Origin of the sequence: Aurantiacibacter hainanensis (assembly GCF_036321025.1) — a bacterium.
Lineage (GTDB): Bacteria > Pseudomonadota > Alphaproteobacteria > Sphingomonadales > Sphingomonadaceae > Alteraurantiacibacter > Alteraurantiacibacter hainanensis.
In genome coordinates, this window is sequence record NZ_JAZAPB010000001.1 from 288,322 (window position 1) to 309,937 (window position 21,616).

Genomic DNA, 21,616 nt, shown 5'->3' on the forward strand with positions numbered 1-21,616 from the left:
CCTACTGCTGCATTTCCTGGTCAAAGCGGCGTTGCAGTTCGCGCTCCGCCGCTTGCTCGTCCAGTTCCATCGAGATCTCGCCGTCGCGCACCCGCAGTTCCAGCGGCACGCCTTCGATGTCGGTGGAGAACACGGCCTCGTCGTCGTTGATGATCAGGCGACGGCCGTCACCCAGCGGGATGTCCTGCAGGTCCGGCACGTCCTGCGGCTGCACCGGCCCGCTGGGATCGGGTGATGGCGTGGGACGCGGCGGCGCGGCGGAGGCGCCCAGCGCGGCCTGCATGAAATCGCGCCAGATGCGCGCGGGCAGTCCGCCGCCGGATATGTTGCCCAGCGGCGAGTTGTCGTCGTTGCCGATCCACACGCCTACCACCAGCCTGTCGTCGCCCTGGCCGGCGTAGCCCACGAACAGGGCATCGCGGTTGTCCTGCGTGGTGCCGGTCTTGCCGTAGTTGGCGACGGAGAGCGTCGCCGCGCGCCCGGTGCCGGAATTGATCGCGCCGCGCAGCATCTCCTCGATCGCGCGGTGGTCGCTGGAGGCAAGGCTGCCCGTTCCGTTCCACAGGAAGTCGAGCCAGCCCGCTTCCTCGCGCGGGAAGGCGTGCGGCTCTACCGGGAAGTTGTTGCCGGCAATCCCGGCATAGGCGGATGTCAGTTCCAGCAGGCTCATGGTGGAGGTGCCCAGCGCCATGCTGGGATCGCCCTCCGGCAGGGCGGAGGAGACGCCGAGTTCGCGCGCGGTCTCGATCACCGCGTCGCTGCCCACGGCATTCAGCAGCCGCACGGCGGCAACGTTCGACGACTGGGCGAAGGCATCGCGCAGCGTGATGGTCTGCGAATAGCGACCGTTGGAGTTGCTCGGGCGATAAGAGCCTTCGGTGAATTCGGCGTTGGAAATCGTGTCGTCGGGCTCCCAGCCATCGCGAAGCGCGGCGAGGTAGACGAACAGCTTGAAGGTGGAGCCGGGCTGGCGCCGCGCCTGCGTGGCGCGGTTGAACGGACTTTCGGAATAGTCCTTGCCGCCCACCATGGCCACGACTTCGCCGTTCGGCCGCATCGCCACCAAGGCCACCTGCGCCCCGCCCAGCGGCGCACGCTGGATCGCGCGGTTGGCGGCGGCCTGCAACCGGCTGTCGAGCGTGGTGGTGATGGTCTGGCGCGAATAGGTCATCTCGCTCTGATCGCGGGCGGTGGGCAGCGCCCAGTCGGCGAAATAGGTGCCGGTCGGCAGGTCGTTGCGCGTGCGCACGTCCAGTGTCGGCACGCGCATCGCATCGGCTTCGGCCTGGGTGATGTAACCTGCCGCCACCATCGCGCCCTTCACCAGCGCGTAACGATCGGCGGCCAGATCGGGGTTGCGGGTGGGAGCCAGCCTGCTGGGTGCCTGGAGCAGGCCCGCCAGCATGGCCGCCTGTTCCGGCCGCAGGTTTTCCGGCTGGCGATAGAAGTAGTGCAGCGATGCCGCGCGTAGGCCGTACATGTTGTCGCCGAAGTAGGCGTTGGAAAGGTAGCGCTCGAGGATCTCGTCCTTCGTCAGCCACGCCTCCAGCCAGAAGGCAATCAGCGCCTCGCGCGCCTTGCGGGTCAGCGTCTGTTCGGGCGTCAGGAACGTGAACTTGGCAAGCTGCTGCGTGATCGTGGAGCCACCGCCCACGCCGGTGAACAGCGCCCGCGCAACGCCGCGCGGGTCCACCCCCCAGTGATCGTAGAACCGCCTGTCCTCGATCGCCAGAAACGGCTGGGTCACGTGATCGGGCAGGTTGGCGACTTCGACCGGCTCGTCCACCATGGCGCCGTTGCGGGCGATGGGCGTGCCATCGGCGGCCAGCAGGGTGATCTGCGGCGGCGCGATGGGCTCCAGGCTCTTGGACAGCGGCGCGGTGATCGCCAGCCACGCGACCAGCACGAACAGGACCGCCAGCATCGCCGCCAGGATCCGGACGCCCCACCACAGCTTGCCTCTTCCGCGCGCCCGCTCGGGCAGGAAGCGCCGCCAGCCGCTGCGGTAGCGGGAGCGGTCGTAGTGACGCCACGGACCGCCGGCATTGCCGAAATCGTCGTCGTCCAGTCCGGACAGCGGCGACCACGGCGCATTCTCCAGCGCCAGGTCGAGCTCTGCCCACCTGTCGTCGAGCGATTTGCTACGTCTGAAGGGATTTCGCCACATGCGATTCATATCGGTGTGTTAACAGAACAACACACATTTTGCGAGGGGGAGGATGAGCCTGCGCTGAAGACGGTCCTATTCCTCTCCGATGATGCGTCCGCCGAACGTGGTGCCGAAAAAGTCTCCCGGCTGCCAGGCGGGCGTCTCTTCCATGTTCGCCACGTTGCGCGCGATGGCGTGATTGACGGCGGTGAACCTTTCAAGCCCGGCGAAGTCGATGAGGCCGATCTCGTCGGACGGTTCGTGATAGTGGTTGTCGAACACCACGCCCTGCGCTTCCTCGCCCCCGTTGGCAAATCCCAGGTCCAGATACACGGCGGGAATTCCGGCCTTCACGTAGGAATACTGGTCGGACCGGGTGAAGAAGCCCTGCTCCGGCTGGGGATCGGGGCTGAGGGCGAGGCCAAAGGCCTCGGTCGCCGCCACCACCTGCGGATAGAGGTTGGATCGTTCCGCGCCGAAGGCCACGACATCGGTGAAGTCGTAGGTGATCACCGGCATGTCGAGATTGACGTTTGCCACCACCTGGTCGGCGGGAACGGTGGGATTGGCGGCATTGTAGCTGGAGCCGAGCAGCCCCTTCTCTTCTGCCGTCAGCGCGATCACCAGCACCGGGCGGCGCGGCGGATCGGCCTTCAGCAGCCGGGCGACCTCGATCATGCTGGCCACGCCCACGGCATTGTCCAGCGCGCCGTTGTAGATCTCGTCGTCGCCCTCTTCCTCGGTCGGCTGCACGCCGACATGGTCAAGGTGCGCGGTCAGGACCACGTATTCATCGGCAACCGCCGGATCGGAACCGGGCACCAGCCCGATCACGTTGGGCGTGTCGACGTCGTCGAACTCGCTGGCGAAATTTATCGTCACCGTCCTGTTCAGCGCGAAGCTTGGCAGATCCGCGTCATCGGATTCCTCGGCTTCGAGCAGGTCGCCGTAATCGAAAGCCTGCCCTTCCAGCAGTTCGCGCGAGAGATCGGGTGAAAGCGAGCCGCTGGCCAGGATATTGGGCCCGGTAGAATGGGCGCGCCCGTCCGGCCCGACCCAGGTCATGGAACTGCCGTGGCTGGAAACCTCCACCAGCCGATCCCAGGTGTAGATCTGCTCCAGCGCCGGCGTCGTCATCAGCAGCACGCCCACGGCCCCGCGATCGGAAAGCCGCTGGTTGAGCGTGGAGCGATAGTGCGCCGATTCCTCGGTGTTCAACGCGCTCGGGCCGCCATAGACGCGAATGGCGACGGCCCCTTCCAGGTCCACGCCCTCGAAGTCGTCGCGCCCCGGAAGGTCCAGCCCGTATCCGATGAAGACAAGCGGCGCCGTGAGGCTGCCGCTTTCCTGCTGAGCCGTGCCCTGGACGAAATAGTCCTCGAACATCTGCAATTCGCCCAGCCCCTCTATGGAAAGCGAATTGCCATCCTCCGCGCGCGAATAGCTGCGCATGGGAACATGCTGGAAATAGGTGCCCTCGTCTCCCGCCGGCTCCAGTCCGAGCGAGACGAAGCGGCCCGCGACGTAGCCCGCCGCGCGCTCGTGCCCGCGCGTGCCGGCCTCGCGCCCTTCCATGTCGTCGGCGGCTAGGATGGCCACGTCGCCTTCCAGCGCGTTCCGATCAACGGATTCGGCATGGGCGGCTGCGGCGAAAGCCAGCGAGGCCACGGCGGCGACAGCGGCGCCCGAAATGCGATTGAACACGAACAAGTCCCCGTATCGAAAGAGAACCGCCTGCTAGCCGAAGCAATCCGACTGGCAAGTGAACAATCGACAAACCGCGGACTCGCGGCGGACCTACGCCTTGGAAACGACGCTTTCGGTCAATTCCTCGCCCATCACGCGCTGATAGTATTCGGCCACCAGCATCCGCTCCGCCTCGTCGCACTTGTTGAGGAACGACAGGCGGAATGCGTACCCCACGTTTCCGAATATCTCGGTGTTCTGGGCCCAGGTGATGACCGTGCGCGGGCTCATCACGGTCGAGATGTCGCCGTTCATGAAGCCCTGCCGCGTCAGGTCCGCCACGCGGATCATGTCGGCCACCACCTTGTCGTCGAGCTTGGTCTTCGCCCCAACGATCTCGCGCTCGGTCTCGGCAGGCAGGTAGTTGAGGCCGACCACGATGTTCCAGCGGTCCATCTGGCCCTGGTTGATCGCCTGCGTGCCGTGATACATGCCACTGGTGTCGCCAAGGCCCACGGTATTGGCCGTGGCGAACAGGCGGAAATAGGGGTTGGGCGTGATCACGCGGTTCTGGTCGAGAAGCGTCAGCCTGCCCGACTGTTCCAGCACGCGCTGGATAACGAACATCACGTCGGGACGCCCGGCATCGTATTCGTCGAACACCAGCGCCACCGGGTGCTGCAGCGCCCAGGGCAGCAGGCCTTCACGGAATTCCGTGACCTGCAGTCCGTCGCGCAGAACGATGGCATCGCGCCCGATCAGGTCGATACGGCTGATATGGGCGTCGAGGTTGATGCGGACCGTCGGCCAGTTGAGCCGCGCCGCCACCTGTTCGATATGCGTCGACTTGCCGGTGCCGTGATATCCCTGGATCATCACGCGGCGGTTGTGCTGAAAACCGGCGAGGATCGCCAGCGTGGTATCGGGGTCGAAGACGTAGGTGGGATCGACCAACGGCACGCGCTCGTCCGGGTGCTCGAACCCCATCACCTTCATGTCGGTGTCGATGCCGAACGTCTTGCGCACGTCCACTTCGCGCGTAGGTTCGGACTGGGCGAAATCCTCGTAGGCGATCTGATTGTCGAACTGTTGCATGACCGGCGCTGCCTAGACGCGCTTGAGTTGGGCTGCAACATACATGTGCCAAGGGAGGTATGCCGATGCTGACGATCTTCGGTTTTCCGACAAGCCCCTACGTTCGCAAGGTGCTGCTGGTCATCGCGGAAAAGGGCCTGGAGACCGATCTCGTGCCCGCCACGCCGCACAAGCCGACCGACGCGTTTCTCGCGGCCAGCCCGTTTCGCATGATGCCGGCCATGGCGGACGGCGATTTCACCCTGCCCGATTCGACCGCGATCTTCATGTACCTGGACGCGAAACATCCCGAACCGCCCCTGCTGCCGGCCTCGCCGGAAGGGCGCGGGCGAGCGATGTGGTTCGATGAATTCGCCGACACCATCCTTTCGAACTGGTCGCGCACCATCGGCTTCAACCGCACCATCGGCCCCGCCCTGCTGGGCCTGAAGGGTGACGAGCAGGCCGCAGCCCGGGCCCAGACCGCCGCCACACCCGCGCTGGACTGGCTTGAGACGCAGGTGCCGGAGACCGGATGGCTGGTCGGCGAGGGATTTTCGCTGGCCGACATTTCCGTCGCCAGCGCGATGCGCACGATGATGTACGGCCTCGATCCCGATTTCCTGCGCGCACGGCCCAGGATCTCCGCCTGGTTCGCGCGGGTGGAAGAGCGGGCTGCATGGCGGCAGGTGAAGGATCGCGAGGAGAAGCTCTGGAAGGAAGCCGTTGCCAGCGGCGAGCACAGGCAGGCCTAGTCGCCGTCCAGCTTGGGCGGCAGGGCAAACAGCGACAGGAAGCGTTCCGCCACCGCGCGGTCGCCCTCGACGACGAGGCCCGCTTCCTCCTCCAGCACTTTCAGCGGCAGTCCCGAATACAGCGCACCGGCCACGGGCCGCGCGTTCGGCGCGCGCAGCACGGCGTCGCCAGCGACTGACTCGCTGCGGACCGTCGTCAGCCGGCCCTCGCGGATGTTGGCAACGAAGGTTTCGCCACCCAGGTCGAAGCCGATCGTCATGTCGGGCGCATCTGCCAGTTCCGGAAGCTGCATCGTCCGCATCGAGGCCATCAGCGACGCGGTGGAGAGCGGCAGGTTGGGGTCGTGCCGACACGAACGCGCAGCCCAGCGGCCCAGTTCATTCAGCGCCTTGTCTGCGGCATAGCCCCATTCGGTGAGCTCGTAGACCTGCACCGAGGCAGGCGACGGAAGCTGGCGTTTTTCCAGCACACCCCACGTCGCCAGCGTCTCCAGCCGCTCTGTCAGCACCTTCGCACTGATGCCGGGCAGGCTTGCCCGCAAATCCGAAAAGCGCCTCGGCCCGAGCATCAGTTCGCGCACCACCAGCATCGACCAGCGCTCGCCCAGCACCTCCAGCGCGAAGGCCGTGCCGCAGGCGTCGCCATACCATTTTCCGTGCGCAATCTCCGCCTTAGTTTCTTTTTGTAACTTCATAGTTGCTTTTAGTAACTCATTGAGGGATGGTTGCGCAAGTCGAGTCGCCGAGAGGAGAGCACCGATGTCCGCGATGCAAGCGTCCCCTGTTACCGTATCCGCTTTCTCGTGGGTGCCCGAATTCGCACGCGGGAACGTTCGAGACCTGCCCGTTCGGTGGGCGCTGGAAGAGATCGGGCGGCCCTTCGAAACCCACCTTCTCGATGCGAATACGCCGCGCGATGCCGAATATCTCGCCTGGCAACCCTTCGGCCAGGTTCCGGCCATGCGCAATGGCGGTGTGTCCGTGTTTGAGGCGGCGGCTATCCTGCTTTACCTTGGCGAACAGGAAGAGCGTCTCTTGCCACGCGATCCCGCGCCCCGCTGGCGCGCGATCAGCTGGCTTTTCGCATCCGTCAACTCGCTGGAGCCGCCCGTCAGGCAAGTCGCCCTGCTGCCTCTCTTCCACGGTGACCAGCCGTGGTGCGAGGGCGCCGTGAAGGGCCTGACGCCGCTGGCCGAGCAGCGATTGCAGCGCCTGTCCGACGCGCTGGACGACAACGACTGGATCGCGGGCGAGTTTTCCATCGCCGACATCATGCTGGTTTTCCTGCTCCGCACGGTTGGCGGGGAAGCTGTCACGAAATTCGCCAATCTCGTTGCCTATGTCGAGCGCGGAAAGGCCCGCCCCGCCCATGCGCGGGCGCTGCAGTCCCAGCTTGACGATTTCGAGGTCGAGGCAGAGGCTTGAACCGGGATTAGAGGAGAGTGCCGATGTATGTGCAGGGATTTCTGATCGCCGTGCCCGAAGGCAACAAGGACGCCTACCGCGACCTTGCCGCGCGGGCTGCGGAAAAGTTCGCCGAATACGGCGTAATCGAGATCGTCGAGGCGTGGGAGGATGACGTGCCGGAGGGCAAGGTCACCGACTTCCGCATGGCGACGAAGGCGGAAGCGGACGAGAAGATCGTCTTCAGCTGGATGGTCTGGCCCGACAAGCAGACCTGCGAGGCCTCGCATCAGAAGATGCAGGAGGACGATTTCTGGAACGAGAACATGGAAATGCCCTTCGACGGCATGCGCATGATCTACGGCGGCTTCACCCCGCTTTTCACGATGGGAAGGGACTAGCGATGAGCGGCTTTCCCATCTGGTACGAACTGATGGCGCCCGATCCGGTCGCCGTCGCTCCGTTCTACAAGGCGGTGCTGGGGTGGACCATTCCCGCCACCGGCAACGCGATGCCCAACGGCAGCGAGTATCGCGAGATCAAGCGCCCGGACGGCGGCAACGCCGGCGGCGTGCTGACGCTGACCGAGAGCATGGCCGAGAGCGGCATGCCGCCATTCTGGGCCGCCTATTTTGACGTTCCCGATACGGACGAGGCCGTCAGCAAGGCCAAGGCCATGGGAGCGGAAGTGTTCATGGAGCCGATGACCATGGACGGCGTCGGACGGATGGCCATGATCGCCGATCCGCAGGGTGCGCCTTTCTACGTCATGACGCCCACCCCGCCGGCGGACGATCCGGACGCGCAGAGCGACGTATTCAAGCCCGATACCCCCGGACATGCGGCCTGGAACGAGCTGAATACCGATGCCGCTGCCGAACAGATCGACTTCTATACCGGCCTGTTCGACTGGCAGGTGGCGGGCGAGATGCCGATGCCCGATGCGCACATCTACAAGTTCCTTGCGCACGGGGACGTCGGCGTCGGTGCCATCGGATCGATGAAGCCGGACGGCATGCCCAACGCCTGGCTGCCCTATTTCCGCGTCGCCGATATCGATGCCGCCAGCACGGCGATCGAGGCCAACGGCGGCACGCTGGTGATGGGGCCGCACGAGGTGCCCGAAGGGGACCACATCGTCGTCGCGATCGATCCATCGGGCGCGGCAGTGGGCATTGTGGGGAGGAAAGTCTGATGTCCGGGAAGCTGGCAGTATGCCTGTGGCTCGACGGCACCGCAGAGGAAACGGCGCGCTTCTATTGCGACCTGTTTCCCGACAGCGAGATCCGCGACATCCACCGCGCCCCGGCCGACAATCCCGGAAGCGAGGCCGGCGCAGTCATGCTGGTGGCGTTCAGCCTGATGGGCCAGGACATGACGGCCCTGAACGGCGGCGGCAATACCGGGTTCACGGATGCGGTCTCGTTCCAGGTCCATACCGATACGCAGGAGGAAACCGACCGCTACTGGGACGCGCTTGTCGCGGACGGCGGGGCGGAAATGGCCTGCAGCTGGTGCAGGGATCGTTTCGGCATGCGCTGGCAGATCGTGCCGCGCGTGCTGATGCAGGCGCTGGGGCACCCCGATGCCGCCGTGCGCGGACGGGTGTTTGCCGCCATGCAGCAGATGGTGAAGATCGACCATGCCGCCATCGAGGCGGCGATTGCCGGGGAATGACATGCAGGAACTCAGCGTGACGATATACATCGACGCTCCGCCGGCAAGGGTGTGGGACGTGATGGTCAACCGGCAGGAAGAGTGGTTCTGCCCCGATCCCTGGCGCTGCGAAGTCGTTCAGCAGGAAAGGCGCGCCGGCGGGGCGAACAAGGCCGTGTTTCGCGGACCCGACGGAGAGGAAATGCCGCAGGAAGGCATATACCTCGCCTGGGACGAAGGACGGCGCTTCGCGTCGACGGACGCGGTTACCGGCGATCTCGAACCTGCCGGTCCGTTCATGATCGGCATCTGGGAAGTGGAGGCCGAAGGCGACGGCTCGCGCTACACCGCCCGCGCCCGTCACTGGCGAGAGGAAGACCGGAAGGCGCACGAGGAGATGGGCTTCGTGCAGGGCTGGCAGGCCTGCGCCGAGCAACTCAAGGCGATCTGCGAAGCCGATTGACTCAGCTTCGCGGTGTTCTCATTATGTTCCTATGATTCGCGGGAGATGATCGATGGCTGGCTATACCCTGTTCTTCAATCCCATGAGCCGCGCCCTTATCGCGCAGTGGGCCTTCGCCGAAGCAGGGGTGGAGCCCGAACTGGCCATAGTCGAATGGGACAACAAGCCCGCCGCACTGCTCGAGGCCAATTCGATGGGCAAGATCCCCACCATCATCCATCATGCCGACACGGGCGACCGGGTGGTGAGCGAAGGGGCCGCCATCTGCCATTACCTGGCAGAGATGGAAGCCCCTGACCTGCTGCCGCGAGCCGAGGAGAAGGCCGACTATTTCCGCTGGCTGTTCTTCGCAGCCGGACCGGCTGAAACCGCCCTCACCAACAAGGCGATGGGCTGGGAGCCCAAGGACGCCAAGCAGGAAGGCACCGTGGGCTTCGGCAGTTACGACCGCGTGGTCGATACGCTGGATAAATGGTTTCAAGACCACGATTACACCTGCGGAGACCGGTTCACGATGGCCGACGTTTATGTCGGCAGCCAGGTCGACTGGGGCCTGAATTTCGGCACCTTGACCGACCGCCCCTCGTTCCGGGCCTATCAGTCCCGCCTTCAATCGCGCGATGGTTACAGGGCGACGCTCGGAGCCATGGGCCAATAGCCCCCTCGTAAAGGACCGTGCCGCCACCTAGATTGTGGTGATGGCCCGCCCCGACCCCATCGAACTCGCCCGCCGCAAGCTGGTGGAGGGCGTTCGCGGCGTCTTCAACGATACCCTGCAGGGCGAAACCCCGGTGCCGCCTTCGGACGAGGCCCTGTTCGCCAAGGATACGCCGATCCGCATGGTGCATGCCGACGTGGTGAGCATGATGGTGGGCGGAATGTCGGCGCTGCTGCTGCAGATGCTCCACCCCCACGCCCTGCGCGGCGTCCTCGACTTCTCCGATTTCCGCGCCGACATGCATGGCCGACTGCGGCGCACGGCGCGCTTCATTGCCGTCACGACCTACGGCCACCGGGACGAGGCCCAGAAGGCCATCGACCGCGTCAATCGCATCCACGCCAAGGTGAAAGGCACCCTGCCCGACGGCACGCCCTACTCCGCCACCGATCCCCGCACGCTGGCCTGGGTTCACGTTACCGAATCGCTGATGTTCCTCGAGGCATGGCTGACCCATGTCCGCCCGGACATGCCGCGCGAGGAGCAGGACGAGTATTTCCGCCAGTTCGCGGTCATCGCCCGGCGGCTGGGCGCCGATCCCGTGCCGGAGACAAGGGCAGAGGCACAGGCCATCTTCCGCGACATGCGCGCGGACCTGCGTGCCGGGCCGGAGGCGCGCGAAGTGGCCCATCTGATCGTGAAAGGCCGCGTGGGCGGCGTGACGGGAACGATACAGCCCTTCCTCGCCAATGCCGCGGTCGACCTCGTGCCGCCTTTCGCGCGGACCATGCTGGGCCTGGAGCGTCCCGGCTGGCAGGCTACCCCGTCGAAGCTGGTGACCGATGCGCTGGGCTCGACGCTGCGGTGGGCTTTCCGTCAGTCGCCGTCGGGAGCTCGCTCTCGCTGACGAGCGCCCGTGCGATGGGCGTCAGCCCAGGGCATCTGCCCGCCGCAGGATCTGGTAGGCCTCCACCACCCGCTGGAGCCGGGATTCGTAGGTGCGGTCGCCGCCGTTCCTGTCCGGGTGATAACGCCGCACCAGTTCCGAATAGCGCCGCCGCAGTTCCGGTCGGTCGGCCTTCGGCCCAAGGCCCATCACCGTCAACGCTTCCCGTTCGCGCGGAGTGAAACGGCTGTGCGCGGCATGGCTGCGCCCCCTTGCTGCCGTCCGCATGTCCGCCGCGCGGGCACCGATGGCGTCGAGCGGATCGTGGAAGTCGGCCCAGCGCGGCAAGCCATCGACACCGGCGGTCGGCTTGAACGCTGGCGTTTCGGTCTGCCAGCCGGATCCGGGGGCCTGCGCGGCGTAGATCTCGTCTGCGTTCATGCCTTCGAACCAGTCGTATCCGGCATTGAATTCGCGCACGTGATCCAGGCAGAACCAGCGCCATTCACCCGGCCCGTCGAACGAGTTTCCCCGCGAGCCCGGCGCGCGGAATTCGCCGGGTTCGCGGCAGGTGGGATGTTCGCAGACTCGTCCCTCGCTCTCGTAGCGTCCGTGAAATCGCGTGTTCCGCATGAACGCCCCTTGATGGGGATTGCGCAGCGTGAAGTGAAGCCCCAATTGGGGCGCATGAGCGGACCTGTTGCACAAGAGATCGAAACCCTGCTGCGCGGCGCGCTGGCCCCCACGCGGCTGGAAGTCATCAACGACAGCGCGAAGCACCACGGCCACGCCGGCGACGACGGCAGCGGCGAATCGCACTTCACCGTCATCGTCGAAAGCCCGGTGTTCGAGGGCAAGAACCGGCTTCAGCGCCAGCGCATGGTATTGGGCGCGCTGGGAGACATTCCCGGCGAGCGCGTCCATGCCTTCGCGATGAAGTGCATCGCGCCCGGAGAAACCGCGTGAGCATAGAGCTGTGGTACTGGCCGCAGATCCCCGGTCGCGGCGAATTCGTGCGACTGTTCTGCGAGGCGTTCGAGATCGAATACAGCGACATGGCGCGAGAGCAGAATGCCGATGCGCTGGTGGAACACATGCACGCCCTTGAAGGCGTGCGCCCCTTCGCCCCGCCCTACATCGTCGATGACGAGGTGACGATCGGCCAGACCGCGCTGATCCTGCAATACCTCTCCGACAAGGAAGGCCACGGATCGGGCGAGATGGAAGTGGACCTGCAACTGTTCCAGCTGCAGCTCGACATCGCCGATTTCGTTGAGGAAGTGCACAGCGTGCACCACCCTGTCGCCAGCAGTCTTTACTATGCGGACCAGATGGAGGCCGCCTTCGACAAGGCCCAGCATTTCCGCGCCGACCGCATCCCCAAGTACCTGATCCATTTCGACAACGCCATTGCCGCGCGCGGCGGGCCATTCAGCCTCGGGCAGCAGCCCACCCATGTCGACACCAGCTTGTTCCAGGTGATGGAGGGGCTGGACTATGCATTCCCCAACTACATGAAGCAGATGCAGGGCAGCTGGCCTCATCTGGAGGGCCTGCAGGGCTCCGTGCCGGAGATCGAGCCACTGGCCGACTACCTCGCCAGCGAACGCCGGATGGATTTCAACGAGGACGGAATTTTCCGCCATTACGAGGAACTGGACGAACAATAAGGGGTCAGTAGGCCATGAGCATCGTGAAGACCGTCACTCCCGTCAGCCACGACCTTGGCGACTTTACCGTGCGCCGCGCGGTGCCCAGCAAGGAGTGCCGCATGGTCGGCCCCTTCGTTTTCGTGGACCAGTTCGGTCCCGCACAGCTGGACCTTGGCAGCGGCATGGACGTGCGACCCCACCCGCACATCAACCTCGCCACCGTCACCTGGCTGTTCGACGGCGCCATCGACCACCGCGACAGCCTGGGCACCTTCTCCACCATCCGTCCCGGCACGGTGAACCTGATGACCGCGGGCAAGGGCATCGTCCATTCGGAGCGCAGCCCCAGGGAGGAACGTGCCAAGGGTCCCTCGCTGTACGGAATGCAGACGTGGCTCGCCCTGCCCGATGGCAAGGAGGAGATCGACCCCGCCTTCGAAGCCGTCAGCGACCTGCCGTGGATCGACGGCGACGGCGCCAGAGCGCAGATCATCATGGGCGAACTGTGGGGCGAGCGGGCCCAGACCACCTGCTATGCCGACACGATCTATGCCGAAATCCTGCTGCAGGAAGGCGGCTCTGTTCCCATCGACGCCGAGGCGGACGAGCGCGCGGTGATGCTCGTCGGCGGCGATGCCACGATCGATGGCATTCCCCTCACCTTGTACGATCTTGTGGTGCTGAAACCCGGCGATGCCATGACACTGGCCAGCCGGTATGGCGGACGCGTGATGTTGCTGGGCGGCGAAGCCTTTGCCACCAAGCGCCACGTGTGGTGGAACTTCGTCAGTTCCGACCGTGAACGCATCAACCAGGCAAAGGAAGACTGGCGCGAACATCGCTTCGCCGCGGTGCCGGGCGACGAGGCGGAATTCATTCCCCTGCCCGACGGCGAGCCGAAAACTGTGAGTTATCCCTGAGCCGATCACTGAGCAGGTGACGGTGCAAACACAGCGCGCTATCGACACCGCATGAACAAGCTCATCCTAGCCCTCGCCGCCCTTTCCCTTTCCGCCCCCGCCGCCGCGCAGGACGCTTCGCAGCCCGAACCCGGTGCGCCCGGCAGTCTGGCATGGCACAACACCCAGCAAGCCGCTCTTCACACCCGAACGCAAGAGGACGGGTGGGCGACGCTGGAGGACGGTATCAAGCTCCGCCGCGTAGAGGGCGATGGCAGCGGCCCTGCCCCCATCGTGCAGGACCAGATCACCATCCATTACACGGGCAGCTTCGTGGACGGCGAAGTGTTCGACAGCTCGGTGCAGCGCGGCGAGCCTGCGACCTTCCCGCTTTCCGGCCTGATCCGGGGCTGGCAGGTGGCCATCCCCTACATGGGCGTGGGCGACACCGCGGAGATCGCCATTCCCGCAACCGCCGCCTATGGCCTGCAGGGGCGCGGCCCGATCCCCGGCGGCGCGACCCTGCTGTTCACCATCGAGCTGCTCGGAATTCCCAGCCAGGGAGTGTGACATGAGCGAGCTCACCCGCGTCAAGCTGCCCACCGGGATAGAGCTGGACGTGTGGGACACCGGCCCGCGCGAAGCGCCCGCGCTGGTGTTCCTGCACGGATTTCCCGAGAACCACCGCACCTGGCGGCACCAGATCGAACACCTGAACGACCGCTTCCGCTGCATCGCGCCCGACCAGCGCGGCTATGGCAATTCCTCCCGGCCCGAGGGCGCGGAGCATTACGAGGCCATGGCGCTGGTGCAGGATATCGCCGGCCTGGCGCAGGTGCTTGAACTGCCGGAATATACCATTCTCGGCCACGACTGGGGCGGCGCGCTGGCGTGGCTGGTGGCGGCCTTCGGGCAGGCGACGGGCCATGTCACCCGCGCGGTGATCGCCAATGCTCCGCATCCGGTGATCTTTCAGCGGCTGCTTCTGACCGACAAGGACCAGCGCGCCGCCAGCCAGTACATGCGCACGTTCCGCGATCCGGCGCATGACGATACCATCCGCGAACACGGCCTTGCCGGGCTGGTGCGCACCGCGCTGACGTGGAAGGACCGGCCCGAATACGATCCCGCCGAACTGGCCCTGCTGATGGAGCAGTGGCGCAATCCGGAAAACAGCTTTGCAATGCTCAACTGGTATCGGGCCAGCGGCATTTCGGTCCCCTCGATGGACGACCCCTACGGCCTGCCGCCGGAATACGCCCCGCCGCCAATGCCGGAGATAGAGGTCCCGACCCTGGTCATCTGGGGCATGAAGGACGAGGCGCTGCTGCCCGGCAATATCGAGGGGCTGGACGAGGTCGCCTCCGACCTGACGATCGAGAGGATCGAGGGCGTCGGCCATTTCGTGCCCTGGGAAGTGCCCGAAAAAGTGAACGCGGCGCTTGACCGGTTCCTCTCCGACTAGGAAGTCGCTGGGGAAGTCCTAACCCTGCCACTCCACCCAGGCACCATGCGGGTGGGCCTCGGCCAGTTGCACCCATTCCTCGCCGCCGGGCCAGTAGCGGACCTGGCATTCGTGCTTGAAGGTCGCGCGATTGGTTTCCACGCGTATCCAGGCCAGCGGCTTTTCCTCGGTGGCCTTCTTGCCGGCCTCTTCCATCGCCGCCGTGATCCGGTCGCGGGTCGCGGTGGGCAGGTATTGCCACATGACCGTGTGGAACAGCACGCGGGTCACGCCTGCTTCCTGCTCCGAGGCCAGCATGTCGTCCACGAAATCGCTGGCGTCCTTCTTCTCCAGATCGGGCGGCGCGCGCTCTGCCATGGCGATGGCGGCATCCATGCGGGCCAGCCGGTCGAGCACTTCGGGCCAGATGTAGCTCTTCAGCTTGATGGCCTGCTTTTCGTCCGTCAGGTCGATCGGCGCGATGTCGCAGCCTTTGATACCGACGATCTCCACCGGATTGTCCGGCGGCGGATCTCCGCGCCATTCGGGCTCGATCTTGATCGATGACAGGCTTGGCCCGGTCTTCACCCCGCCAAGGTTGAAGAAGAAGCGCGCCATCATGGTGTTCACGCCCGCGCTGGCTCCGATCTCGTTCAGCTCGAACTTCGGCCCCAGCTTGCCCGACAGCCACAGTAGCGCCGCCATCACGCTGGCGCTGCGCCCGGCCTCGTTGGTCTGCGGCGGCCCGTCCAGCCAGGGCAGCAGGGTATGGTCGTGACGCTTGGCGATCTCCACGATGATGTCGTCGATCTGCCCCTGGTCGGTGATCAGGCCGCGATAGATGTCGCCCAGCCTGTCTTCCTCGCCCGTCAGCAAAAGGTAGTGAAACCCGCCCGCGACACGCAGCGGCATGGCGTCTTCCAGGGAGAGGCCCTGCCAGTTGGCCATGCGCCGCCCGGTCGCGGTATCGGTGTCCAGCAGCGCCAGCAGCGCCCGGATCACCTTGGCGTTGCGCTCCGCTCCCGCGCGCTCAAGGTGCTGCGCCTGCCATTCGATGGCCTCGGGAACGCTGGCGATTTCCATCACCTTTCCGGTCTCGTCTGCTCCTGCCATTCGCATTGCCCTTTTTGCGTTACGTCCCTACATCGCGCGGCCATGACATCCAGTTCCGACGCCAGCACTGACGATAGCCGCTTCGGCCCGCTTATCTTTGCCGTGCCCAAGGGCCGCATCCTCGACGAGGCGCTGCCAGTGATGGCGAATGCCGGCGTCGTGCCGGAAAGCGCCTTCCACGACAAGTTGGATCGCTCGCTCAGCTTCGCCGACGAGACGGGCACCATGCGCATCCTGCGCGTACGCGCCTTCGATGTCGCGACCTTCGTCGCATTCGGCGCGGCGCAGGTGGGTATCGTGGGATCGGACGTGATCGAGGAATTCGACTATACCGAGCTCTACGCCCCGGTGGATCTGGGCATCGGCCGTTGCCGGTTGTCCGTGGCCGAGCCGAAGCAGCCGGTGGAATACAAGTACGGCAACGCCAGCCACCTGCGCGTGGCGACCAAGTATCCCAACATAACAAGCCGCCATTTCGAGGCGCAGGGCATCCAGGCCGAATGCATCAAGCTGAACGGCGCGATGGAGCTCGCCCCCTCAAGCGGCCTCGCCGGTCGCATCGTGGACCTCGTTTCTACGGGCGGCACCCTGAAGTCCAACGGGCTGGTGGAGAAGGACACGATCATGCAGGTCAGCGCCCGGCTGATCGTGAACCGCGCGGCGTGGAAGACCGATCCGCGCGTTTCCGCCTTGGTGGAGCGCTTCCGCGCCGGGGCCGAAAGGCAGGCCGCCTGATGCGCCGTCTGACCGCCTCCGCCGAGGATTTCGAGACGCAGTTCGCCCGCATCGTGAACGACCGGCGCGAAAGCGACGAAAACGTCGCCAGCGACGTGCGCGGCATCATCGAGAACGTGCGCCAGAAGGGCGACGATGCCCTGGTCGAGCTGACCATGCGCTACGACAAGCATGCACTGACCGCGGACCTCACCAGCTGGCGGATCGGCAAGGACCAGTGCAAGGTCGCCTACGACATGCTGATGCCCGAGGTGCGCAAGGCACTGGACACCGCGGCAGAGCGTATCCGCGCCTATCACGAGGGCCAGCTGCCGCAGGACCGCGACTATCGCGACGAGACGAACGTTCGTCTTGGAGCGCGCTGGACAGCCGTGGAGGCCGCCGGTCTCTACGTTCCCGGCGGACGCGCGGCCTATCCCTCCAGCCTGCTGATGAACGCGATCCCGGCAAAGGTTGCCGGCGTCGATCGGCTGGTGGTGACCACCCCGACACCGCGCGGCCAGATGAACGACCTGGTCCTGGCCGCAGCGCACGTCGCCGGAGTGGACGAGATGTGGCGCATCGGCGGCGCACAGGCGATTGCCGCCCTCGCCTACGGCACGCGGCGCATCAAGGCCGTCGACGTCGTCACCGGTCCGGGCAATGCCTGGGTCGCCGAAGCCAAGCGCCAGCTCTACGGCGTGGTCGGTATCGACATGGTCGCCGGGCCCAGCGAGATCCTGGTGATCGCCGACGAGAAGAACGATCCCGACTGGATAGCCGCGGACCTGATGAGCCAGGCGGAGCACGACCCCTCCAGCCAGTCCATCCTCATTACCGACGACGAGAGCTATGCAGCGGCAGTCGAAGACGCGGTGGACGTGCTGCTGGCGCAGATCGACACCAAGATGGTCGCCCGGCAGAGCTGGGAAGACCACGGCGTGGTGATCGTGGTTGAAGACCTGATGGCCGAGGCCCCGCCCCTCGCCGACCGGCTGGCCGCCGAACACGTGCAGCTGGCGGTGGACGATCCCGAAGCGATGTTCGCCAGGATCCGCCATGCCGGCAGCGTCTTCCTGGGCCGCCATACGCCCGAGGCCATCGGCGATTACGTCGCCGGGCCGAACCACGTGCTGCCCACCGGGCGGCGCGCGCGCTTTTCCAGCGGGCTGTCGGTGCTCGATTTCATGAAGCGCACCAGCTTCATTTCGCTGGACAAGGAAGCGCTCGGGACCATCGGGCCAGCCGCCGTGACCCTCGCCGAGATCGAGGGACTGCCCGCCCATGCCGCCAGCGTGAAGGTAAGATTGCCATGAACATGCCCGCCCGCTCCAGGGCCCGCTCCGCCGCCCGCCTTGCCGCCGTGCAGGCACTGTACCAGCGGCACATGGAGAAGACGCCCACCGCTCGCCTGCTCAACGAATTTCACCAGCACCGTCTTGGCGCGGTGATCGAGGACGAGCAGTACGAGGAAGCCGAGGTAGATTTCTTCGACGATGTCGTCTCCGGCGTCGTCGCGCGCGAGGAAGAGATCGACGCCGCCCTGGTGGAGCGGCTGGCGCAGGGCTGGACCCTGGCCCGCCTCGACAAGACCATGCTGCAGATCCTGCGGTGCGGCGCTTACGAGCTGATCGCCCGCAACGATGTGCCCGTGGCCACTGCCATCAGCGAATACGTCGACGTGGCCCACGCCTTCTTCGACGAGCGCGAGGCGAAGTTCGTGAACGGCATCCTCGATGCCGTGGCGAAGCAGGTCCGTAGCTGAGCGCTTTTCCGCAGAACCCGTAGGAGGGCGGTGTGAACGAACTCGATTTCATCGCCGCCCTGCGGAACCTGCCCCTGCATCCCGGAGCACGCGGTCTGGCGGACGATGCCGCCGTTATCGAACTGGGCGGCGAAACGCTGGTGCTCACCCACGATACCATGGTGGAGGGCGTCCATTACCTGCCATCGCAGGACATGGCCGACGTTGCCTGGAAACTGGTCGTCTCCAACCTGTCGGATCTCGCCGCAATGGGCGCGGCACCGCTGAGCGTCCTGCTGGGGCATACCCTGGGCGACGACGACGAGCGGTTCCTGGCTGGTTTGCGCGAAGTGCTGGAGCACTACGGCGTAGGCCTGCTGGGCGGAGACAGCGTGACAGGCGCCGGCCCGCGCACGCTGGGGCTGACCGCCGTGGGACGCGCCGTTCATGCTCCGGTGCCGTCGCGCTCGGGAGCGCGGGTGGGCGATGGGCTGTTCGTCACCGGCACCCTGGGAGAGGCCCTGCTCGGCTTCGAGGCCCTGCGGGACGGTACGGGAGCCGATGCCTCCGCCTACACTCGCCCGCTGGCCCGCGTGGCCGAGGGCGAGGCGCTGGCCCCGCTCGTTACCGCAATGATGGACGTGTCCGACGGCCTGCTGCTCGACGCCTATCGCATGGCGGAGGCGAGTGAAATGAGCCTCGCCATCGATACCGCAGCCTGTCCCGTGGCCGACCCGGCGCGCCTGATGGAATGTCTGACCTGGGGCGAGGACTACGAACTGCTGTTCACACTGCCCGCCGAACTGGAGCCTCCCGTGCGGGCCACGCGGATCGGCGCGGTGGAGCCGCGCGGCTTCGCGCCGCTGTTCGTGGATGGCGAGCCGGTGACCAATCCTCAGGGCCTGGGATACCAGCACCGATAACGCCCCACGGGGCCGCAATCCCGCCTCACACGGGAAAAACGCGCATTCACGCTTGTGAAAGCCTGTCTTTGTGTTAGCCCTGTGCTCCTAGCGGACCCGGCAAATAACCGGGCCGTTTTCATTTTGAGGAAGAGGGGAATAGCAGGTCATGGACCTCATACTTATCGCTATTGTCCTGGGACTGCTGGCCATCGTCTATGGCTTTATCACCAGTCGCCAGGTTCTCGGGGCCGATGCCGGCAACGCTAAAATGCAGGAAATCGCCGGTGCAATCCAGGAAGGCGCGCGAGCCTATCTGAAGCGCCAGTACACCACCATTGCCATCGTTGGCGTGGTCGTGGCGGTGCTGGTGTTCGTCTTTCTCGACATGCCTCGCGGCGGCGTGCCCATCTCTGCGGCGGGCTTTCTGCTCGGCGCAATCCTTTCGGGCGTGGCGGGCTTCATCGGCATGAACATCTCGGTGAAATCGAACGTGCGCACCGCCGCTGCGGCGATGAAGGGCCTTCAGGAGGGCCTCACCCTGGCTTTCCGTGCGGGCGCGATCACCGGCATGCTGGTGGCGGGCCTCGCCCTGCTGGCGATTGCGGTCTTCTACTGGGTGCTCACCAACATGCTCGGCCTGTCGCTGGCCGAAGCGGCGGAGCGCCGCGAGATCGTGGACGCCCTGGTGGCCCTCGCCTTCGGTGCCTCTCTCATCTCCATCTTCGCGCGCCTTGGCGGCGGCATCTTCACCAAGGCTGCAGACGTCGGCGCGGACCTCGTCGGCAAGGTCGAAGCGGGCATCCCCGAGGATGACCCCCGCAACCCCGCCGTTATTGCGGACAACGTGGGCGACAACGTCGGCGACTGCGCCGGCATGGCCGCCGACCTGTTCGAGACCTATGTCGTGACCGTCGGTGCCACCATGGTGCTCACCCTGCTGCTGCTCTCCGACGTGCCGGCAGATGTCTTCGCCGGGCTGGTCGCCCTGCCCCTGCTGATCGGCGGTGCCTGCATCGTCACCAGCATCATCGGCACCTACTTCGTGCGGCTTGGCAGCGGCACCAACGTGATGGGCGCGATGTACAAGGGCTTCATCGTCACTGCCGTGCTGGCCGTGCCGCTGATCTACTTCGTCACCCAGTTCGCGCTGGGCGACATGACGACCCCCATCGGAGGAGAAAACCTCGGCAACATCGATACCGCCGCGCCAATCGCGGAGGAAGGCACCGCCGCGGTCACCTCGTTCACCGGCATGGACCTGTTCTGGTGCTCGCTGCTGGGTCTGGTCATCACCGGCCTGATCATCTGGATCACCGAGTACTACACGGGCACCAACTACCGCCCGGTGCGCTCGATCGCCAAGTCGTCCGAAACGGGCCACGGCACGAACGTGATCCAGGGTCTGGCGATCTCGCTGGAATCGACTGCGCTGCCGACCATCGTGATCGTTGCCGGCATCATCATCTCCTACCAGCTCGCCGGCCTGATGGGCATCGCCTATGCGGCTACCGCCATGCTGGCGCTGGCAGGCATGGTGGTGGCGCTGGACGCCTATGGCCCCGTCACCGACAATGCCGGCGGCATTGCCGAAATGGCGGGCCTGGACGAAAGCGTTCGCGAGAAGACCGATGCGCTTGATGCCGTGGGCAACACCACCAAGGCCGTGACCAAGGGCTATGCCATCGGTTCGGCGGGTCTTGCAGCCCTGGTGCTGTTCGCCGCCTACACCACCGACCTGGCAGAGCTGTTCCCGACGCTGGACGTCGATTTCAGCCTCGAGAACCCCTACGTCATCGTGGGCCTGCTGCTGGGCGCGCTGCTGCCCTACCTGTTCGGCGCCATGGGCATGACTGCCGTGGGCCGCGCCGCGGGCGACGTGGTGAAGGACGTGCGTGAGCAGTTCGCCAACGATCCGGGCATCATGGCCGGCACCAGCCGTCCCAACTATGCCCGCACGGTGGACCTCGTCACCAAGGCCGCGATCAAGGAGATGATCATCCCCTCGCTGCTGCCGGTGCTGGCTCCCATCGTGGTCTACTTCGTCATAACCGCCGTGGCCGGCCAGCAGAACGGCTTCGCCGCGCTGGGCGCGCTGCTGCTGGGCGTGATCGTCGGCGGTATCTTCGTCGCGCTTTCCATGACCGCCGGCGGCGGCGCATGGGACAATGCGAAGAAGTACATCGAGGACGGCAATCACGGCGGCAAGGGCTCCGACGCCCACCATGCCGCCGTGACGGGCGACACGGTCGGCGATCCCTACAAGGATACTGCCGGCCCCGCCGTGAACCCGATGATCAAGATCACCAACATCGTGGCCCTGCTGCTGCTGGCCGCCCTGGCGGTCTGATACCGACCAACAGCTGATGGTTACCAAAAACCCTGTCCGGCCCGCGCCGGGCAGGGTTTTCTTTACC

Annotated in this window: 24 protein-coding genes; 18 read left to right on the top strand and 6 right to left on the bottom strand. The window is 65.7% G+C overall.

Going from position 1 to position 21,616, the window contains the following annotated elements:
* Position 1 precedes the first annotated feature (1 nt).
* The 3 genes from AAA989_RS01450 to AAA989_RS01460 form a co-directional block, all read right to left on the bottom strand.
* Positions 2-2,176, bottom strand: coding sequence for a transglycosylase domain-containing protein (locus AAA989_RS01450; RefSeq protein WP_338240653.1), 2,175 nt, complete (start codon positions 2,174-2,176; stop codon positions 2-4).
* 66 nt (positions 2,177-2,242) lie between these two features.
* A complete protein-coding gene (locus AAA989_RS01455; protein WP_338240655.1) occupies positions 2,243-3,853 on the bottom strand; it encodes a M28 family peptidase in 1,611 nt (536 codons plus the stop codon).
* 93 nt (positions 3,854-3,946) lie between these two features.
* Entirely contained in the window at positions 3,947-4,930 is a 984-nt protein-coding gene (locus tag AAA989_RS01460; protein ID WP_338240657.1) for an AAA family ATPase, read from the bottom strand.
* 65 nt (positions 4,931-4,995) lie between these two features.
* Between AAA989_RS01460 and AAA989_RS01465 the strand changes: the two genes are divergently transcribed.
* Entirely contained in the window at positions 4,996-5,664 is a 669-nt protein-coding gene (locus tag AAA989_RS01465; RefSeq protein WP_338240658.1) for a glutathione S-transferase family protein, read from the top strand.
* On the opposite strand, the gene AAA989_RS01470 is transcribed toward AAA989_RS01465, so the two are convergent.
* Positions 5,661-6,359 (bottom strand): winged helix-turn-helix transcriptional regulator, encoded by a 699-nt coding sequence (locus AAA989_RS01470; protein WP_338240659.1) that lies wholly within the window; start codon positions 6,357-6,359, stop codon positions 5,661-5,663. The genes AAA989_RS01465 and AAA989_RS01470 overlap by 4 nt on opposite strands.
* A 64-nt stretch (positions 6,360-6,423) precedes the next feature.
* On the opposite strand from AAA989_RS01470, the gene AAA989_RS01475 reads away from it, so the two are divergent.
* The 7 genes from AAA989_RS01475 to AAA989_RS01505 are packed head-to-tail and all read left to right on the top strand — an operon-like array spanning position 6,424 to position 10,752.
* Positions 6,424-7,089, top strand: coding sequence for a glutathione S-transferase family protein (locus AAA989_RS01475; protein WP_338240660.1), 666 nt, complete (start codon positions 6,424-6,426; stop codon positions 7,087-7,089).
* 23 nt (positions 7,090-7,112) lie between these two features.
* Positions 7,113-7,469: a DUF1428 domain-containing protein gene (locus tag AAA989_RS01480; RefSeq protein ID WP_338240661.1), complete on the top strand. Its 357-nt coding sequence runs from the start codon at positions 7,113-7,115 to the stop codon at positions 7,467-7,469.
* 2 nt (positions 7,470-7,471) lie between these two features.
* Positions 7,472-8,263, top strand: a complete 792-nt coding sequence (locus AAA989_RS01485; protein ID WP_338240662.1) for a VOC family protein — start codon at positions 7,472-7,474, stop codon at positions 8,261-8,263.
* On the top strand, positions 8,263-8,745 hold the full coding sequence (locus tag AAA989_RS01490; RefSeq protein WP_338240663.1) for a VOC family protein: 483 nt from the start codon (positions 8,263-8,265) through the stop codon (positions 8,743-8,745). Before AAA989_RS01485 ends, AAA989_RS01490 begins: the two co-directional genes overlap by 1 nt.
* 1 nt (position 8,746) lies before the next feature.
* Positions 8,747-9,187, top strand: coding sequence for an SRPBCC domain-containing protein (locus tag AAA989_RS01495; RefSeq protein WP_338240664.1), 441 nt, complete (start codon positions 8,747-8,749; stop codon positions 9,185-9,187).
* Between the two features lie 52 nt (positions 9,188-9,239).
* Complete coding sequence (locus tag AAA989_RS01500) at positions 9,240-9,845, top strand: glutathione S-transferase family protein (RefSeq protein ID WP_338240665.1); 606 nt, start codon at positions 9,240-9,242, stop codon at positions 9,843-9,845.
* A 40-nt stretch (positions 9,846-9,885) separates the two neighbouring features.
* Complete coding sequence (locus AAA989_RS01505; protein ID WP_338240666.1) at positions 9,886-10,752, top strand: oxygenase MpaB family protein; 867 nt, start codon at positions 9,886-9,888, stop codon at positions 10,750-10,752.
* A 21-nt stretch (positions 10,753-10,773) separates the two neighbouring features.
* On the opposite strand, the gene AAA989_RS01510 is transcribed toward AAA989_RS01505, so the two are convergent.
* The gene (locus AAA989_RS01510) at positions 10,774-11,364 is read right to left on the bottom strand and encodes a J domain-containing protein (RefSeq protein WP_338240667.1); all 591 of its coding nucleotides are present in this window, start codon (positions 11,362-11,364) and stop codon (positions 10,774-10,776) included.
* Between the two features lie 54 nt (positions 11,365-11,418).
* On the opposite strand from AAA989_RS01510, the gene AAA989_RS01515 reads away from it, so the two are divergent.
* From AAA989_RS01515 to AAA989_RS01535, 5 genes are read left to right on the top strand one after another with little or no spacing between them, the layout of a single operon-like run.
* On the top strand, positions 11,419-11,697 hold the full coding sequence (locus AAA989_RS01515; RefSeq protein WP_338240668.1) for a BolA family protein: 279 nt from the start codon (positions 11,419-11,421) through the stop codon (positions 11,695-11,697).
* Complete coding sequence (locus tag AAA989_RS01520) at positions 11,694-12,401, top strand: glutathione S-transferase (RefSeq protein ID WP_338240669.1); 708 nt, start codon at positions 11,694-11,696, stop codon at positions 12,399-12,401. The genes AAA989_RS01515 and AAA989_RS01520 overlap by 4 nt, the downstream gene beginning before the upstream one ends.
* A 14-nt stretch (positions 12,402-12,415) precedes the next feature.
* Positions 12,416-13,303, top strand: a complete 888-nt coding sequence (locus AAA989_RS01525; RefSeq protein ID WP_338240670.1) for a pirin family protein — start codon at positions 12,416-12,418, stop codon at positions 13,301-13,303.
* A gap of 51 nt (positions 13,304-13,354) precedes the next feature.
* Positions 13,355-13,852 (top strand): FKBP-type peptidyl-prolyl cis-trans isomerase, encoded by a 498-nt coding sequence (locus tag AAA989_RS01530; RefSeq protein ID WP_338240671.1) that lies wholly within the window; start codon positions 13,355-13,357, stop codon positions 13,850-13,852.
* A 1-nt stretch (position 13,853) separates the two neighbouring features.
* Positions 13,854-14,747: an alpha/beta fold hydrolase gene (locus AAA989_RS01535; protein WP_338240672.1), complete on the top strand. Its 894-nt coding sequence runs from the start codon at positions 13,854-13,856 to the stop codon at positions 14,745-14,747.
* Between the two features lie 18 nt (positions 14,748-14,765).
* On the opposite strand, the gene AAA989_RS01540 is transcribed toward AAA989_RS01535, so the two are convergent.
* On the bottom strand, positions 14,766-15,839 hold the full coding sequence (locus AAA989_RS01540; RefSeq protein ID WP_338240673.1) for a DUF2332 domain-containing protein: 1,074 nt from the start codon (positions 15,837-15,839) through the stop codon (positions 14,766-14,768).
* Positions 15,840-15,881: 42 nt separating this feature from the next.
* Here AAA989_RS01540 and hisG point away from each other — a divergent pair, with 42 nt between their 5' ends.
* The 5 genes from hisG (at position 15,882) to AAA989_RS01565 (ending at position 21,549) form a co-directional block, all read left to right on the top strand.
* The gene (gene hisG / locus AAA989_RS01545; RefSeq protein ID WP_338240674.1) at positions 15,882-16,574 is read left to right on the top strand and encodes an ATP phosphoribosyltransferase; all 693 of its coding nucleotides are present in this window, start codon (positions 15,882-15,884) and stop codon (positions 16,572-16,574) included.
* A complete protein-coding gene (gene hisD, locus AAA989_RS01550) occupies positions 16,574-17,869 on the top strand; it encodes a histidinol dehydrogenase (RefSeq protein ID WP_338240675.1) in 1,296 nt (431 codons plus the stop codon). The genes hisG and hisD overlap by 1 nt, the downstream gene beginning before the upstream one ends.
* Complete coding sequence (nusB, locus tag AAA989_RS01555; protein WP_338240676.1) at positions 17,866-18,318, top strand: transcription antitermination factor NusB; 453 nt, start codon at positions 17,866-17,868, stop codon at positions 18,316-18,318. The genes hisD and nusB overlap by 4 nt, the downstream gene beginning before the upstream one ends.
* Before the next feature lie 32 nt (positions 18,319-18,350).
* Positions 18,351-19,220 carry a thiamine-phosphate kinase gene (gene thiL / locus AAA989_RS01560; protein ID WP_338240677.1) on the top strand — a complete coding sequence of 290 codons (870 nt, stop codon included), beginning with the start codon at positions 18,351-18,353 and terminating at the stop codon, positions 19,218-19,220.
* A gap of 148 nt (positions 19,221-19,368) precedes the next feature.
* The gene (locus AAA989_RS01565) at positions 19,369-21,549 is read left to right on the top strand and encodes a sodium-translocating pyrophosphatase (RefSeq protein WP_338240679.1); all 2,181 of its coding nucleotides are present in this window, start codon (positions 19,369-19,371) and stop codon (positions 21,547-21,549) included.
* Positions 21,550-21,616 lie beyond the last annotated feature (67 nt).

Excerpts from the sequence above, each read along its gene's own strand:
- AAA989_RS01450 (WP_338240653.1), bottom strand. The coding sequence starts at position 2,176 with ATGAATCGCATGTGGCGAAATCCCTTCAGACGTAGCAAATCGCTCGAC.
- AAA989_RS01460 (WP_338240657.1), bottom strand. The coding sequence starts at position 4,930 with ATGCAACAGTTCGACAATCAGATCGCCTACGAGGATTTCGCCCAGTCC.
- AAA989_RS01465 (WP_338240658.1), top strand. The coding sequence starts at position 4,996 with ATGCTGACGATCTTCGGTTTTCCGACAAGCCCCTACGTTCGCAAGGTG.
- AAA989_RS01470 (WP_338240659.1), bottom strand. The coding sequence starts at position 6,359 with ATGAAGTTACAAAAAGAAACTAAGGCGGAGATTGCGCACGGAAAATGG.
- AAA989_RS01475 (WP_338240660.1), top strand. The coding sequence starts at position 6,424 with ATGTCCGCGATGCAAGCGTCCCCTGTTACCGTATCCGCTTTCTCGTGG.
- AAA989_RS01480 (WP_338240661.1), top strand. The coding sequence starts at position 7,113 with ATGTATGTGCAGGGATTTCTGATCGCCGTGCCCGAAGGCAACAAGGAC.
- AAA989_RS01485 (WP_338240662.1), top strand. The coding sequence starts at position 7,472 with ATGAGCGGCTTTCCCATCTGGTACGAACTGATGGCGCCCGATCCGGTC.
- AAA989_RS01490 (WP_338240663.1), top strand. The coding sequence starts at position 8,263 with ATGTCCGGGAAGCTGGCAGTATGCCTGTGGCTCGACGGCACCGCAGAG.
- AAA989_RS01495 (WP_338240664.1), top strand. The coding sequence starts at position 8,747 with ATGCAGGAACTCAGCGTGACGATATACATCGACGCTCCGCCGGCAAGG.
- AAA989_RS01500 (WP_338240665.1), top strand. The coding sequence starts at position 9,240 with ATGGCTGGCTATACCCTGTTCTTCAATCCCATGAGCCGCGCCCTTATC.
- AAA989_RS01505 (WP_338240666.1), top strand. The coding sequence starts at position 9,886 with ATGGCCCGCCCCGACCCCATCGAACTCGCCCGCCGCAAGCTGGTGGAG.
- AAA989_RS01510 (WP_338240667.1), bottom strand. The coding sequence starts at position 11,364 with ATGCGGAACACGCGATTTCACGGACGCTACGAGAGCGAGGGACGAGTC.
- AAA989_RS01515 (WP_338240668.1), top strand. The coding sequence starts at position 11,419 with ATGAGCGGACCTGTTGCACAAGAGATCGAAACCCTGCTGCGCGGCGCG.
- AAA989_RS01525 (WP_338240670.1), top strand. The coding sequence starts at position 12,416 with ATGAGCATCGTGAAGACCGTCACTCCCGTCAGCCACGACCTTGGCGAC.
- AAA989_RS01530 (WP_338240671.1), top strand. The coding sequence starts at position 13,355 with ATGAACAAGCTCATCCTAGCCCTCGCCGCCCTTTCCCTTTCCGCCCCC.
- AAA989_RS01535 (WP_338240672.1), top strand. The coding sequence starts at position 13,854 with ATGAGCGAGCTCACCCGCGTCAAGCTGCCCACCGGGATAGAGCTGGAC.
- AAA989_RS01540 (WP_338240673.1), bottom strand. The coding sequence starts at position 15,839 with ATGGCAGGAGCAGACGAGACCGGAAAGGTGATGGAAATCGCCAGCGTT.
- hisG (WP_338240674.1), top strand. The coding sequence starts at position 15,882 with ATGACATCCAGTTCCGACGCCAGCACTGACGATAGCCGCTTCGGCCCG.
- hisD (WP_338240675.1), top strand. The coding sequence starts at position 16,574 with ATGCGCCGTCTGACCGCCTCCGCCGAGGATTTCGAGACGCAGTTCGCC.
- nusB (WP_338240676.1), top strand. The coding sequence starts at position 17,866 with ATGAACATGCCCGCCCGCTCCAGGGCCCGCTCCGCCGCCCGCCTTGCC.
- AAA989_RS01565 (WP_338240679.1), top strand. The coding sequence starts at position 19,369 with ATGGACCTCATACTTATCGCTATTGTCCTGGGACTGCTGGCCATCGTC.